Raw genomic sequence first — 14,245 nt, 5'->3', positions numbered from 1 at the left:
CGCGGGTGCGTTGCATCAGGTCCCGGCGGCGTCCCGCGCAATCGCGCGACGGAACCCGAGCCACCCTGAAGCACACGATGCCGCGCCGGCTTCGTGAGTGAGTGGACGGTTCGACCGCTTTGGTGCCCGATCAGTTGCATTCATCGGCGCCTGTGCGCCACAGTATGGCGCTTGCGCCGTCGAACCCACCGCCGGACCGCTGTTAAACCGGGTATCAAACCCGCCGTCAGACTTTTTCCTTCACAGGCTGCGGTACATCGGCCGCCGGTGCCCGGCCCGCGCGGCTTGCTACTGGATCGGCCTCGGTATGCGCGGCGGTGCTGCCGGCCGGCGTCTGCGTGCCGCGCGGCACCCAGTCGAGCGGTGCGCCCTTGCCGGTTTCGAGTTCCGCCGACACTTCCGCGCGCGCCCGCGGCAGATACTGCGGATAGTGCTTCTGTATGAAGTCGAGCAGTCCCTCGCGCACCCGGCAGCGCAAATCCCAGTTCAGGCCGGAATCGAGCGAACTGACGAGGGCGCGCAATTGCATCGAGCGCTCGGTGCCGTCGGTGACCTGTAGCACCTGCACGCGGCGGTCCCACTCCGGCGCGTCCTCGACGATGCGCGCGAGTTCCTCGCGCAACGGCGCGAGCGGCATCCGGTAATCGACGTACAGAAACACCGTGCCGATGATCTGCGAACTGCTGCGGGTCCAGTTGGAAAACGGATTCTCGATGAACCACTGTAGCGGCACGATCAGCCGCCGCTGATCCCACAGACGCACCGACACATACGTGCCGGTGATTTCCTCTATACGCCCCCACTCGCCCTGAATCACGACAACGTCGTCCAGACGGATCGGCTGCGACAGCGCGATCTGCAAGCCGGCGATCAGGTTGCCGAGCACCGGCCGCGCGGCGATACCGGCGACGAGGCCGGCCACGCCCGCCGACGCCAGCAGGCTCGCGCCGATCTGCCGGACATTGGGAAACGTCATCAACGCGCCGCCCACGCCGACGATCACGATCACGAACATCACCGAACGCGCCAGCACGCGCGCCTGCGTATGGATGCGGCGCGCCTGCAGGTTGTCGGCGGTATCGAGCGGATGGGCCTGAATGATCGCCTCGCCGATTGCCGCCGCCGAGCGCACCGAGAGCCACGTGATCGCACCGATCAGCCCGATCGCGGCGGCGTCGCGCAGCGGCGTGATGAAGGTCAGCGTGTCGGGCGCTTCCCACCATACCGCTTCCAGCGCGAGGATCACGAGCACGAAGAGCGACGGCTTGTCGATGTAGCGCAGCACCACGCTGGTGAGCGGGTAAGGCCGCGCGAACCGCGCCGCCATCCGCGCGCCGATCCGATGGATGCCCACGGCCAGCAGCACCGCGATCACCGAGACGATCAACGCGCCGAGCCACGTATGCAACGGCGCTTCGGCGATACGGCTGAGGTCGTCGAGAGTAGGCATCAAGGGGATCGTCCTCCTGGCTTGAGGGGTGAACAGAACCGGCGCGGAATCGTGAGACCTCGAATGCGGCAGCGTGTTGCGCGACGCATCGGGCCGCTTCAAAAGCTCCGGTCGTGACGCGACGATGAAGCAAGCGCGAACCGGACGACTGCGCGCCGTTGCAGCCTGCTTACTGACATCTTAGATTGTTCTTCGGCGCGATCCGGGAAAGGTGTCCTGGCCGGCCGCCTCTGCAAGTGGACAGCCGGAGCTCAGACCAGGTTTCAGATGGGTTGGAGGAACCCGCCGCAAAGGTCCTGCCTAAAAAACCGAAAGCCACTCATGGGATGAGCCGAACCACCTAACGCGTCCGCTTCGGGCGCGCGCGACATCACATCAGCCGCCATTCAATTCAGCTGCCGCTCTTGCAGGGAAACGCCTTGCCGAGCCCCAGCGAAATCGCCGTGCTGGCGTTGTAGCCCGCAACGTTCGGATTCTCCGCAATGTACTTGCGCACCGCGTCGGTCAATTGCGCCGAGCGCGCGTCCTGCGGCAAGCAGAAGTACTGGCCGACGCGCGGACCGGTCGTGCCGCCGATCGCGTCGATGGTGTTGAAGATGCCGTCGGCGGCGCCTTCGATATAGGCGGCACACGCGCTTCGCGATGCCACGTCCGTCTTGGTGCACAGCTTGTTGAGGTCGCCTCCCGTAAACGCGGCTGCCGATAGCGGTACGGCAAACGCGCTGGCGAAAATCAAAGCCCGCAGCATGGTGTTCCTTTCCAGGGTCGTTTATCAGGCGGTCTTTCGCCGCATCCAAAGGGCGCGCCCACGTGGCGCGCCAAAGTCGTCATTCTGCACTGTTTTGCGAAGCGCAAGCGTGCGCGCCGCCGCTATCTTCCGGCACTTTTTTAGCGCGGCGGCACGGCGGCCCGCAGACCGGCTACCCGCGCCACCATGCATATTATTTCTGTTGCATCTGCTGCAACCGCGCCGTCAGCCCTTCGACCACGTCCGGCTCCTTGTAGGTCTTGGCGAAATCGAGCGCCGTCATGCCGATCTGGTTCTTCACGGTCAGGTCCGCGCCGTTGTCGAGCAACAGCTTCACGGTCGAAACGTGGCCGCCACGCGCGGCCATCATCAGCGGCGTGGTGCCGTTCGGCGAGCCGGCGTCGACGTAGGCCGAATGGTCGAGCAGCACCTTGACGATGTCGTCGTTGCCGTTCGCCGCCGCGTAGTGCAGCGGTGCCCAGCCCTTCTTGTTGACCTCGGCGTCTTTCGCGATCAGCTGGTTGACGAAGTCGAGGTCGCCGTTCAGCGCGGCCATCATCATCGCGTTCTCGCCGGCTTTGTCCTGAATCTCGATGTTGGTCTTCGGATTGGCGAGCAACGCGGCGCCGACCTTGTCCGATTTCTCGCGCGCGGCCAGCACCAGCAGCGGCATGCCCTGGTTATCCACGCTATTGGGGTCCATGCCCTTGGCGAGCAGCTTGTTGACGCCGTCGACGTCGTCGAACTTGACCGATTTGATCAGCGAATCGATCGGCGCAGCCTGGGCCGGCGACACCGCCAGCGAAGTCAGCGCGGCACAGGCCAGCGAAGCCGCGAAAGCGAGGCGCGAAGCGCCGCGCCGCGCCGAAGCCAGCGCGCCATGCGCCGCTACGTTCGCTGCCGACGTGTCTTGGAGTACGGTATCCGACATCGAAATTTCTCTCATATTTAACTTTAGGAAACGTCCCTATCCTTTTGATATTTATCGACTTTACGTCTCACGCGCCAGTGGGCGCCGGGATCTTGAAAAGGCGGAAGAAGTTCTGCGTGGTCGCGGCGGCCAGCGCCGCTTCGGGCATCTCGCGTTGCTGCGCGATGAACCGTCCGACATAACTTACGTAGGCAGGTTCATTAGGCTTGCCGCGATACGGCACGGGCGCGAGGTACGGCGAGTCGGTTTCGATCAGCAAACGCTCGAGCGGCACGCGGCGCGCGACGTCCTGCACGTCGGTCGCGCTTTTGAATGTGACGATGCCCGACAGCGAGATGTAAAAATTCTGCGCCAGCGCCTGTTCGGCGACCGGCCACGGTTCGGTGAAGCAATGCATCACGCCGCCCGGCTCGCTCGCGCGCTCCTCGGCCATGATGCGCAGCGTGTCTGCCGACGACGAACGCGTATGGATGATCAGCGGCTTGTGCGTGGCATGCGCCGCCCGGATATGGTTGCGAAAGCGCTCGCGCTGCCATTCCATGTCGGCGATCGTGCGGCCTTCCAGCCGGTAGTAGTCGAGACCGGTCTCGCCGATCGCGACCACCTTGGGATGCGCGGCCAGTTCGACCAGTTCGGCGACGCTCGGCTCGCGCATGTGCTCGTGATCCGGATGCACGCCGACCGACGCGTACACGTTCTCGTACCGGCTGGCGATATCCAGCACGGCAGGCAGCGTCTCCAGATCGACGGACACGCACAGCGCATGCGTGACCGAATGGCTGCGCATGTTTTCGAGCACCTGCGGCAAGCGCTCGGCGAGTCCTTCGAAGTTGATATGGCAATGCGAATCGACAAACATGGTGATGTCCTGCGTAGGGCTGGCTCGAGATGAATCAGGCGGCTGCGGTGCTGCCGGTGACGTCCAGGCGCTTGCCGAGAATCACCAGGTCGCGCTCCACGCCGTCCAGCACGGCCACGCGCGGCAGCGAGCCCCACGTGTCGAAGCCGAAGCCGCGGAACAGGCGCAAGCTCGCCTCATTGTGGCCGAAGATGAAGCCGAGCACGGTATCGATGCCGAGCGCCGGCGCCGCTGCCAGCGAAGCCGCCAGCAACTGCCTGCCGAGGCCGCGGCCACGCGCGCTTTCGTCGAGATAAATGCTGACTTCCGCGGTGCGCAGATAGGCCGGACGGCCATAGAAATCCGAAAAGCTCAGCCACGCGATCACGCGGCCGGGCTGTTGCGGGTCTTCCACGACCCACAACGGGCGCTTTTGCGGTCCGTGCGCGTGAAACCAGGCCAGCCGGCTTTCGACGCTGACCGGCTCGAGATCCGCGGTGACTTGCCGCGACGGCACCGTCGAGTTGTAAATGGCGACGATGGCGGGCAGATCGTCGAGCGTGGCATCGCGGTAGAAAAGGCTCATGGTGCGTTGAACGTGAGATGGAAGGCCAATACAGGACGAACAGGAGGATGAACCCGGCGCCGGCCGCCGCCGCGTGCCCCGTAGATGCGGCCTAAAGCAGCTTAAGGCGGTTTAAGCGAACAGATCGCGGTAGCCGATAAACAGTTCCTCGAACACCAGCCGCGCATTCAGCGGATGGTTTTCGACGGCGCGCTGGCGCGTCACGGTGCGCATGAAACGCGCGAACGCGCTAGCGTCGGCTTGCGACGCACAGCGCGTCAACGCCGCGGACGCCTGCGGAAAATAACGCGGCGCGCCCGCCGTGCGCTGCGCCAGCAGATCGTACATCCAGCGTTGCAGCCAGCCTAGCACCAGCGGTACGGGCAGCTTCTGCAGCGCCTCCCCGCAGGCGAAGGCGTCGCAGTCGGGGCCGGCGGCGAGCTGTTTCAGCGTCCAGTCGCGCAGCGCGCGATTTTCGTCGCTGGCGAGCGCGAGCGCCGTGAGCGGCGCGCCGCCGGCTTCGGCGAGCAGCGCGGACGCTTCGGCCACGCCTTGCGCGGCAAGCCACCGGGTTGCCACGTCCGGCGCGGGCATGGTCATCGGCCATTGGCGGCAGCGGCTGATGATGGTTGGCAGAAGACGGTCGATACGCGCCGACACCATCAGGAACACGACGCCCGCCGGCGGTTCTTCGAGCGTCTTCAGAAGCGCGTTGGCCGCGGCGATATTCAGCGCCTCCGCCGGATACAGCACGACCACGCGCGCGCCGCCGCGGTGCGAACCCACGCCGACGAAGTCGAGCAAGCCGCGAATCTGCTCGATCTTGATTTCCTTGCTGGGCGTGCGGGTCTTTTTGCCTTCGTCGGCGTCGGCCTTGTCGGCTTTTTCGTCCGCGGCATTGTTGAGGCCGGCTTCGGCGGCCAGCGCCTCGGGCACGATGATCCGGTAATCCGGGTGATTGCCTTGCGCGAACCAGTTGCAGGCCACGCACGCGCCGCACGGCTCGCCGTTGGCCTGCTGGGCCTCGCACAGCAGGCCTTGCGCGAGGTGCTGCGCGAAGCGCAGCTTGCCGATGCCCGCCTGTCCGTGCAGCAACAAGGCGTGAGGCCAGTGGCCGCGCAGCTGCTGCAGGCGGTTCCAGTCATCGGCTTGCCACGGATAAATCATCGTTTCTCTTTAAAATCAATCGGTTGAAGACGTTATCCGAGATATAGCAAGAACTCTTCAAACCGTTATAAACCAGAATTATATTCTTTTAAAATCAAAGAATTGCAATCAATTCTTCAAGTCGCCTCTGAATCTGCGCGATGCTCTGCGCGGAGTCAATGATAGCGAACCGGTACGGCGCTTCTTCGGCACGGCGCAGATATTCGGCGCGGGTACGGCTGAAGAACGCCTCCGATTCGCTCTCGAAACGATCCGGGTCGCGCGCCGCGCTGCGCCGCTCGCTGGCGACCTCGGGATCGAGGTCGAACAGCACCGTCAGGTCCGGTTGAAAGCCGCCCTGCACCCAGCGCTCCAGGGTTTCCAGCTTGTCGCGCGGCAGTCCGCGGCCGCCGCCCTGATAGGCGAAGGTCGCGTCGGTGAAACGGTCCGACAGCACCCAGTCGCCGCGCGCGAGCGCCGGCTCGATCACTTCGGCCAGATGCTGGCGGCGCAGCGCGAACATCAGCAGCGCCTCGGTTTCGAGGTCCATTTTCTGATGCAGCACGATTTCGCGAATCTGCTCGCCGAGCGGCGTGCCGCCCGGTTCGCGCGTCATGACGACCGAGCGCCCGGTGCTCGCGACTTTCTGTTCGAGGCGCTCCCGAAACCAGCTGAGGTGGGTTGTCTTGCCCGCCCCGTCGATGCCCTCAAACGTGATGAATTTGCCCCGCGCCATCATTGCCCTCGAATGTATTTGTCCACGGCCTTGTTGTGATCGCCGAGGGTGTCGGAAAAGATACTGCTGCCGTCGCCGCGCGAAACGAAGTACAGCGCGGTAGTTTGCGCCGGATTCAGCGCCGCCTGCAGCGACGCCACACTGGGCAGCGAGATGGGCGTTGGCGGCAGTCCCATCCGGGTGTAGGTATTGTAGGGAGTGTCAGTCTGCAGGTCTTTTTTTCTGATACGGCCGGCGTAGCTGTCGCCCATGCCATAGATCACGGTGGGATCGGTTTGCAGCGGCATGCCCACGCGCAGCCGGTTCGCGAACACCGCCGCCACCATCGGCCGGTCCGACGTCTTGCCGGTTTCCTTTTCGATGATCGACGCCATCGTCAACGCGTCGTACGGCGTTCTGTACGGCAGGTTCGGCGCGCGCGCCATCCACGCTTCGTCCAGACGCACGCGCATCAGGCGGTAGGCGCGGCGGTACACGTCGAGATCACTGGTGTTCTTGTCGAACAGGTACGTGTCCGGAAAAAACAGCCCTTCGCCATTGCCGATCGGCGCTTCCGGTGCATTGATCGCGTTCATCAGATCCGTGTCGCTCATGCCGGCCGTGTCGTGTTTGAGCGCCGGATTGGCATCCAGCTCGGCGCGCATGCGCTTGAAGGTCCAGCCTTCGATAATGGTCGCCACGTATTCGTTGACGTCGCCGCGAGCGATTTTCTGCAGCACCTCGTAAGGCGTCACACCCGTCTTGAACTCGTAGTTGCCCGATTTCAGCGCGCTTTGCAGCCCCAGCAACCGCGTCATCAGGACAAACAGTTCAGGCTCGACGGGCACGCCGCCGCGATTGAGTTGCAGCGTGACGCTGCGCAAGCTGCTATGCGGCTTGACGGTGACATCCAGTTGCGCCGGGGTCAGTTCGAGCGGGCTGGTGGCCCAGTGGTATCCGCCAGCAATTGCGGCTGCGGCCAGCACGACGACGAGTGAGCCGGCAATGAAACATTTCTTGAACAGGGACATGCGAAACGTGGCAAGGTTGGACTGCATATAATACTTGTTTGCCTTAGCCAAAGTCAGAATTGACTGTTCCCGGAATCCATGAACACACCGCTCGCTACCGCTTCAGGCACTCCTACCGGCTCTCCGTCAGGCACGGCTCCCGCGGCGATTGCCGCCGCGCCGGCTGGTCTGCCCACTCTGCCGCGCCCCGGCGCCGATGAATTCGACGCGGTCGTTGCGCACGGCGCGTACATGCCGCTCACGCAGTTCGGCGTGATCGACGCCACCGGCGACGACGCCGCAAGCTTCCTGCATGGCCAGTTGACCAACGACACCCAGCACCTCGACGCGGCCAGCGCGCGTCTGGCCGGCTACTGCTCGGCCAAGGGGCGCCTGCTGGCATCGTTCCTGACCTGGCGCAGCGGCGACACGATCCGCCTGCTGGTGTCGAAAGACGTGCAGGCCGCCGTGCAGAAGCGGCTGTCCATGTTCGTGCTGCGCGCCAAGGCCAAACTCACGGACGCAAGCGGCGAGCTGGCGGTGATCGGTCTGGCCGGCGACGTGCGCAAGGCGCTCTCGGGCGTATTCGACGCACTGCCGGACGGCGTGCATGTGAAGGTGGACGGCGCGGCGGGCTCGCTGATTCGCGTGCCGGATGCGCTCGGGCGCCTGCGCTATCTGTGGGTCGGCCCGAAGGCGCAGATCGAGTCGCAGCTTGCCTTGCTGGACGAGACGCTCAAACGCGTGTCGCCGGCGGTGTGGGACTGGCTCGACATTCGCGCGGGCGAACCGCGCATCACCCAGCCGGTGGTCGAGCAGTTCGTGCCGCAAATGGTCAATTTCGACGTGCTCGGCGCGGTGAATTTCCGCAAGGGCTGCTATCCCGGCCAGGAGGTGGTGGCACGCAGCCAGTATCGCGGCACGATCAAGCGGCGCACCTCGCTCGCCACCGTGGCGGGCGAGCCCGACACGGTGCGCGCCGGCGCGGAACTGTTCCATTCGGACGATCCGGGCCAGCCATGCGGCATGGTGGTGAACGCGGCATCGGCGCCGGAAGGCGGCGTCGATGTGCTGGTCGAGATCAAGCTCGCGGCGCTGGAGAACGGCTCGGTGCATCTGGGTGCGGCAACCGGCCCGGCGCTGCGGTTTCTCGCGCTGCCCTACGGGCTGCCCACCGAAGTCTGAACTTCTCGCAGGGTACAAGGCGGCGCAATCAGGCGCCGCTTTTTACTGGCCTTTTCAACTGCAACGCCTCCACCGGGAGACGCCCCCCGATGTGCCTGATCGTCTTCGACTGGCGACCCGACGCGGTCGACGGCCCGCTCTTCACGCTCGCCGCGAATCGCGACGAATTCTTTCGCCGCACGGCCGAACCGGTCAGCTGGTGGCATGACGCGCCAACGGTGCTGGCCGGGCGCGATCTGCAAGGCGGCGGCACGTGGCTCGGCTCGTCGCGCGACGGCCGCTTCGCCGCGCTGACCAATTACCGCGCGCCGCACGAAATGCGCGCCGACGCGCCCACTCGCGGCACGCTCGTCAGCGACTGGCTGACCAGCGCCACGCGCGATTCGAACGGCAGCCCGCACGCTACGCCGCTCGCGTATCTGCAGCATGTCGCGCAAACCGGCGACATCTACAACGGTTTCAATCTGCTGGTGGGCGACTGGACGCGCCGCGAACTCGCCTGGTACTGCAACCGCTCCGACCGCGCGCCTACGCTGCTCGCAGCGGGCACGCACGGCATCTCGAACGCGGTGCTCGACACCGCGTGGCCGAAGCTGGTGAAAAAGCGCGCCGAACTGGGCACGCTGCTCGCACGTACCGCAATGCCGCCGCTCGAACGCCTGATCGAACTGATGCGCGATCCGCGTCTCGCGCGCGACGACGAACTGCCGTCCACCGGCATTCCGCTCGAACGCGAACGGGCGCTATCGGCTGCGTTCATCGAAACGCCTGACTACGGCACTCGCGGGACCACTGCGTTGCGCGTCGCCGTGCATGGCGAAGTGATCAACGTGGCCGTCGCCGAACGCAGCGACGACAACGGCTCGCATCGGATCGCGCGGCCCGGCGATTTCGAGCGCAGCTTCGCTTTCAATATCGAACGCGAGAGGGTGTGACGGTTGCGCGGCGGCTCGCTGGCCATTGGCCGCCGCCCGGCGAGGCGCGCCTAGTGCGCATCGACCCCGAACGCCGCGCGCAATGCCGCCGCGGCGTCCGCATGCGCCTCGCCGACCTCCGGCACGAAGCCACCCATCTTGAAGAACTCGTGGATCATGCCCGGATAGCGTTTGAGCGTGACCCGGTTGCCCAGCGCGCGCAATTTCTCCGCGTAGGCGTCGCCCTCGTCGCTCAGGGGATCGTATTCGGCTGTGGCAATCCATGCGGGCGCAACGCCGCGGAAATCGGGCGCGCCGTGCCGGCCGTCGAGCGGCGCGAAACGCCAGTCGTCACGGTCGCTTCTGTCGCGCACGTAGTGCTCGAAGAACCATTGAATCGTGTCGCCCGACAACAGAAACCCGTTGGCGAAGCGCGAGTGCGAATCGGTTTGCTGATGGCCGGTCGTGCCCGGGTAGATCAGCAATTGCAGCACGGGTTCGATGCCGTGCTCGCGTGCGAGCACCGCGCAGACCGTGGCCAACGTACCGCCCGCGCTATCGCCGCCCACCGCGATCCGGCTCGCGTCCACGCCGTATTCGGCGGCGTGCGCGTGCAGCCAGGTCAATGCGTCGAAAGCGTCTTCGACGGCAGTGGGAAACTTGTATTCCGGTGCGAGTCGGTAATCCACCGACAACACCGTGCACTTGCCGTCGCGCGCGAACATCCGGCACAGCGCATCGTGCGTATTCACGCTGCCCACCGTGAAGCCGCCGCCGTGGTAGTACACCAGCGCCGGCGCGGGCTCCGCCCAGCCCGGCTCGACCGGATGGTAAAGACGCGCGCGAATCGTCGCGCCGTCGCGTGTCGGGATCCGCAGATCTTCGATCGCGAACATCGGCGCGCTGGCGATCTCCAGGATCGGCGCGCTTTTTTCGTACGAGGCCCGCGCGTCTTGCGCGGTCATTTCATGGAACTTCGGGCGCCTGGCCCGCTCGATCATGTCGAGCACCTGCTCGATCTTGGGATTCAGCGGCATGGTCCGTCTGATAGCGCGTGAGCGCCGAAGGTTTGAAAAACAGCGCCGCGGTGTCGGCGGCGCCGGCGTTGCGATGAGCGCTTCGCCTAGCCGGCGCCCTTCACTTCCGGCTTCAGCGACATCGGATCGGTGGGATTGCGCAACTGCTCGATGTCTTCATGGCGCAACTTCACCGTCGCCATGATGCCCGGATGCGTGACGACGTAGAAACGCCGCGCCGCGATCGCTTCGAAGGTGATGCCGGCGACATCGTCGGCACTCAGCTTGCCTGACTGCACCGCGCGCTGCAATTGCTTGCCCGCGGCGATCTGCGAGCGGGTCGGCCGGCTGTCGTTGCGCAGGTCCGCGGGCCGCGCGCGTTCCGCATCGGCGATGCCGGTCGGCACAAAGGCCGGGCACAGCAGCGAACAGCCGACCTGCGCGCCGGCCGTTTCCGCCTGGGCGGCCTGGGCCGACTGGGCCGCCTGGGCCAGTTGCAGGTCGTGATACAGCGTTTCGGTGAGCGACACCACGGCGTGCTTCGACGCGTTGTAGATACCCATTGCGGGCGGCGACAACAAACCCGCGACCGATGCCGTGTTGACGATATGCGCCGGCTCGTTCTGCGCCAGCATGATCGGTGTGAACACCCGCACGCCGTGCGCGACGCCCATCACGTTCACGCCGAATACCCACGACCAGTCGTTCGCCGAGCTTTCCCACAGGAAGCCGCCCGCGCCCACGCCCGCGTTGTTGAACAGCAGATGCACCTTGCCGTAGGCAGCGAGCGCCGCTTGCGCGAGCGCTTCGACCTGCGCCGCGCTGGCGACGTCGGTCGGCACGCCGATCGCTTCGGCGCCGCCGGCGCGCAACGCTTCGACGGTTTGCGCGAGCGCGCCGGGATTCACGTCGGCCAGCACCAGCTTCATGCCGAGCGACGCACCCTTCTGCGCAAACGCGCGGCCGAAACCGCTGGCCGCTCCGGTGATCACCGCCACCTTGCCTGCGAACTCGAACGTCATGTGGTTCCTTTGCGTTGACCGTTGTCTCGTGGGATTCGCCCAGTTGCCGCCACGCTCAGATCAGCTTGACGAGCTGCTTGCCGAAGTTCTTGCCTTTGAGCAGGCCCATGAAAGCCTCGGGCGCGGCATCGAGCCCTTGCGCGATGGTCTCGCGATAGTGCAGCTTCTTCTGCGCGACCAGCGTGCCGAGTCGCTTGAGCGCTTCGGGCCACACGTCCATATGTTCGCTGACAATGAAGCCTTGCACGAGCAGACGCTGCGTGAGCATCAGCGAAGGATGCCTGAGCGGCACCGGCTGGCCGTCATAGCCCGCGATAAATCCGCACAGCGCGATCCGGCCGAACGGGTTCATGCGCGCGAGCGTCGCGTCGAGCACTTCGCCGCCGACGTTCTCGAAGTAGCCGTCCACGCCATTCGGCGTCGCGGCCTTGAGATCCTGATAGAGATTGCCGGCCTTGTAGTCGACGCAGGCGTCGAAGCCGAGCGTCCCGGTGACATAGCGGCACTTGTCCGCGCCGCCGGCAATGCCCACCGCGCGTGCGCCGGCCAGCTTCGCCAGTTGGCCGACCACGCTGCCCACCGCGCCGCTCGCCGCGCTGACCACCACGGTCTCGCCCGCTTTCGGCGCGATGATGCGGTTCAGTCCGTACCACGCGGTGACGCCCGGCATGCCGACCGGACCGAGATAGGCCGAGAGCGGCACATGCGTATCGTCGACTTTCTGCAGGCCCGTTCCGTTCGAGGTGCCGTATTCCTGCCAGCCGAACATCGCAACGACCTTGTCGCCGACCGCGAACTTCGGATTCTTCGACTCCACCACTTCACCCACCGTGCCGCCGATCATCACTTCGTTCAGCGGCTGCGGCGGCGCATACGACTTGCTGTCGTTCATGCGGCCGCGCATGTACGGATCGAGCGACAGATAGTGATTGCGCACGCGCAATTCGCCATCGGCCAGCGGCGCGAGCGGCGCTTCGACGAGGCGGAAATTATCGGGCGTCACGGCGCCTTGCGGGCGAGACGCCAACACGAGTTGGCGGTTGATCTGGCTCATGGCGATCGTCTCCATAGGTTGCCGACTGGATCGGCGAATGATTCGAACGGCGTGCACGAAGGCGGAAACCGCACGTGCCTTCCGCACACGCGCGAAGCTCACATTGCGGCGCTCAGCCGTCGCTTGGGCCGGGTGTCGCCGACGGGTCGCTGCGCAAGCGCTGCTGCCTCACCTCGCGGCCCACGGCGAGGCGCCGCATGTACTTGAATGTGCCGAGCGCCTTGGCGACGAAGTGACCTTCGCTGTCGCGGATCTCGCCTTCGCAATACGCCATGGTGGTGGAGCGGTGCAGCACGCGACCGGTGGCGCGCAATTCGCCGCGGCCCGGCTGCATGAAGTTGACCTTCATTTCGACCGTGACCACGCCAACGCCGTCGCCGGCCAGACTGCGCGCGGCCATTGCCAGCGCGACGTCGGCGAGCGTCATCGTGACGCCGCCGTGGGCGACGTCCCACGTGTTCATATGATCCGGCTGCAACGGCAGCGCGACTTCGCTGGCGCCGTCCGCGGCCGACAATAGCCGCGCGCCGAGCCGGTCGACGAACGGGCTCTCGGGCAAGGTCGCGGGGCCCGCTTTGGAGGAAGACGAATCGGTCATGGCTGTTTTCGGATTTCGTGGTCGGTGCGTATCGGTGCGATCGGTGCGATCGGTACGATCGGTACGATCGGTACGATCGGTACGATCGGTGCGTTCATGCGGCCAAGGCAGGACGCGAGGATGCCTTCGGCCGAGGCAGACGCTAAGCCTATCAAACTTACACCTTCGATGGCGCTTTATCAGGAGGTCGGGCCGGCGGGTATGGACCTTGCCGGTACCGGTGATGGCGCGCTCGCGAGCATTGCGCTGCGAATGACGCCGGAGAGATCGAAATGACAGGTATCGCAACGACTGGCGGGGTCGTGACCCGATCGGGCTCATCGAGTTGCGCCAATCGGGTACGGACTGCATCGAAGGTCAATGGGAAGGTGTCTGCGGACGTTCAGACAAACCATCGAGGTTGGCTTCGCGCTGGCGCGCAGCCAACCCGTTCAAGGTATCAGTGGCTGAAGTCGGCCCCCAGCCAACCCGCCGCAGTGGTTTTCGCATGACTGACGGCGTCTTGTGCGTCGGGAAAAACGCCGAGCTGGTCCCATCGTTCTTCCGCCGCGAAAGGCCCTTTGATGCCAAGCGCCTTCTGAATGCTCAACTGCGCCGCGTATGTTCCGTCTTGGAGAGGCCGGGCGGTTGCGACCACCTTGTGCGGGAGTCCTTGCCGCACGGGTTGAATCAGTTCGAGTGGACCGCCGGCCATGCCCACGTCGATCAGCTCGTTGCGCGTGTTGCAGTCGGGGCAATAGAAGAAAAACGCATTGCTGTCCCGATTCGGTTTGACCTGTTTGCGAGCCAGCACAGCTCGACATTCGACGTTTTCGCAAATGAATGGCATATCGGTCTCCGTGATGATTTTCGAATCGTGGCGCGGTGCAGATCGGAATCGCCCTTCGGGAAACGATCTGCCAGAAGCAGTCACGGAGCAATCAGCAGATGACCGGATTGCTAATGCCGTGCAAATGCCACCGGCTCCTCGCGCGGCGCAGCCCGGTACAATGCATGACCCAAGCCGCTTGTTCCGCGCTTGTTTCGCGCTCGCTTCCGCGCTTGTTTCGAGGT

Annotated in this window: 15 protein-coding genes; 2 read left to right on the top strand and 13 right to left on the bottom strand. The window is 65.1% G+C overall.

The features are described from left to right. Positions 1 to 226: 226 nt before the first annotated feature. The 8 genes from BXE_RS10820 to mltG all read right to left on the bottom strand — a co-directional run bounded on the left by BXE_RS10820 (position 227) and on the right by mltG (position 7,424). On the bottom strand, positions 227 to 1,450 hold the full coding sequence (locus BXE_RS10820) for a mechanosensitive ion channel family protein (RefSeq protein ID WP_011488334.1): 1,224 nt from the start codon (positions 1,448 to 1,450) through the stop codon (positions 227 to 229). A gap of 391 nt (positions 1,451 to 1,841) precedes the next feature. After that, positions 1,842 to 2,198 carry a Rap1a/Tai family immunity protein gene (locus tag BXE_RS10815; RefSeq protein WP_007181973.1) on the bottom strand — a complete coding sequence of 119 codons (357 nt, stop codon included), beginning with the start codon at positions 2,196 to 2,198 and terminating at the stop codon, positions 1,842 to 1,844. 193 nt (positions 2,199 to 2,391) lie between these two features. Next, a complete protein-coding gene (locus BXE_RS10810) occupies positions 2,392 to 3,129 on the bottom strand; it encodes an ankyrin repeat domain-containing protein (protein WP_085953590.1) in 738 nt (245 codons plus the stop codon). Positions 3,130 to 3,196: 67 nt separating this feature from the next. Then, positions 3,197 to 3,988: a TatD family hydrolase gene (locus BXE_RS10805; RefSeq protein ID WP_011488332.1), complete on the bottom strand. Its 792-nt coding sequence runs from the start codon at positions 3,986 to 3,988 to the stop codon at positions 3,197 to 3,199. Between the two features lie 34 nt (positions 3,989 to 4,022). Further along, positions 4,023 to 4,553, bottom strand: coding sequence for a GNAT family N-acetyltransferase (locus tag BXE_RS10800; protein ID WP_011488331.1), 531 nt, complete (start codon positions 4,551 to 4,553; stop codon positions 4,023 to 4,025). A gap of 111 nt (positions 4,554 to 4,664) precedes the next feature. Next, positions 4,665 to 5,699 carry a DNA polymerase III subunit delta' gene (locus BXE_RS10795; RefSeq protein ID WP_011488330.1) on the bottom strand — a complete coding sequence of 345 codons (1,035 nt, stop codon included), beginning with the start codon at positions 5,697 to 5,699 and terminating at the stop codon, positions 4,665 to 4,667. Between the two features lie 94 nt (positions 5,700 to 5,793). Continuing rightward, entirely contained in the window at positions 5,794 to 6,414 is a 621-nt protein-coding gene (tmk, locus tag BXE_RS10790) for a dTMP kinase (RefSeq protein WP_011488329.1), read from the bottom strand. Further along, positions 6,414 to 7,424, bottom strand: a complete 1,011-nt coding sequence (gene mltG, locus BXE_RS10785; protein ID WP_038458853.1) for an endolytic transglycosylase MltG — start codon at positions 7,422 to 7,424, stop codon at positions 6,414 to 6,416. Before mltG ends, tmk begins: the two co-directional genes overlap by 1 nt. A 78-nt stretch (positions 7,425 to 7,502) precedes the next feature. Here mltG and BXE_RS10780 point away from each other — a divergent pair, with 78 nt between their 5' ends. After that, positions 7,503 to 8,588 carry a YgfZ/GcvT domain-containing protein gene (locus BXE_RS10780; RefSeq protein WP_011488327.1) on the top strand — a complete coding sequence of 362 codons (1,086 nt, stop codon included), beginning with the start codon at positions 7,503 to 7,505 and terminating at the stop codon, positions 8,586 to 8,588. A gap of 89 nt (positions 8,589 to 8,677) precedes the next feature. Further along, complete coding sequence (locus BXE_RS10775) at positions 8,678 to 9,523, top strand: NRDE family protein (RefSeq protein WP_011488326.1); 846 nt, start codon at positions 8,678 to 8,680, stop codon at positions 9,521 to 9,523. A gap of 50 nt (positions 9,524 to 9,573) precedes the next feature. On the opposite strand, the gene BXE_RS10770 is transcribed toward BXE_RS10775, so the two are convergent. The 5 genes from BXE_RS10770 to BXE_RS10745 all read right to left on the bottom strand — a co-directional run bounded on the left by BXE_RS10770 (position 9,574) and on the right by BXE_RS10745 (position 14,021). Further along, a complete protein-coding gene (locus tag BXE_RS10770) occupies positions 9,574 to 10,539 on the bottom strand; it encodes an alpha/beta hydrolase (RefSeq protein ID WP_011488325.1) in 966 nt (321 codons plus the stop codon). Positions 10,540 to 10,625: 86 nt separating this feature from the next. Beyond that, positions 10,626 to 11,540: an SDR family oxidoreductase gene (locus BXE_RS10765; protein WP_011488324.1), complete on the bottom strand. Its 915-nt coding sequence runs from the start codon at positions 11,538 to 11,540 to the stop codon at positions 10,626 to 10,628. A gap of 55 nt (positions 11,541 to 11,595) precedes the next feature. Further along, entirely contained in the window at positions 11,596 to 12,594 is a 999-nt protein-coding gene (locus BXE_RS10760; RefSeq protein WP_011488323.1) for an NADP-dependent oxidoreductase, read from the bottom strand. A gap of 112 nt (positions 12,595 to 12,706) precedes the next feature. Then, positions 12,707 to 13,192: a PaaI family thioesterase gene (locus BXE_RS10755; protein ID WP_011488322.1), complete on the bottom strand. Its 486-nt coding sequence runs from the start codon at positions 13,190 to 13,192 to the stop codon at positions 12,707 to 12,709. A 439-nt stretch (positions 13,193 to 13,631) separates the two neighbouring features. Further along, the gene (locus BXE_RS10745; protein ID WP_011488321.1) at positions 13,632 to 14,021 is read right to left on the bottom strand and encodes a hypothetical protein; all 390 of its coding nucleotides are present in this window, start codon (positions 14,019 to 14,021) and stop codon (positions 13,632 to 13,634) included. Positions 14,022 to 14,245 lie beyond the last annotated feature (224 nt).

It is taken from the genome of Paraburkholderia xenovorans LB400 (assembly GCF_000013645.1).
In the GTDB taxonomy this organism is placed as follows: domain Bacteria; phylum Pseudomonadota; class Gammaproteobacteria; order Burkholderiales; family Burkholderiaceae; genus Paraburkholderia; species Paraburkholderia xenovorans.
Note: the sequence above shows the minus strand (reverse complement) of the source record. Positions and strands in the feature narration are given on the sequence as shown.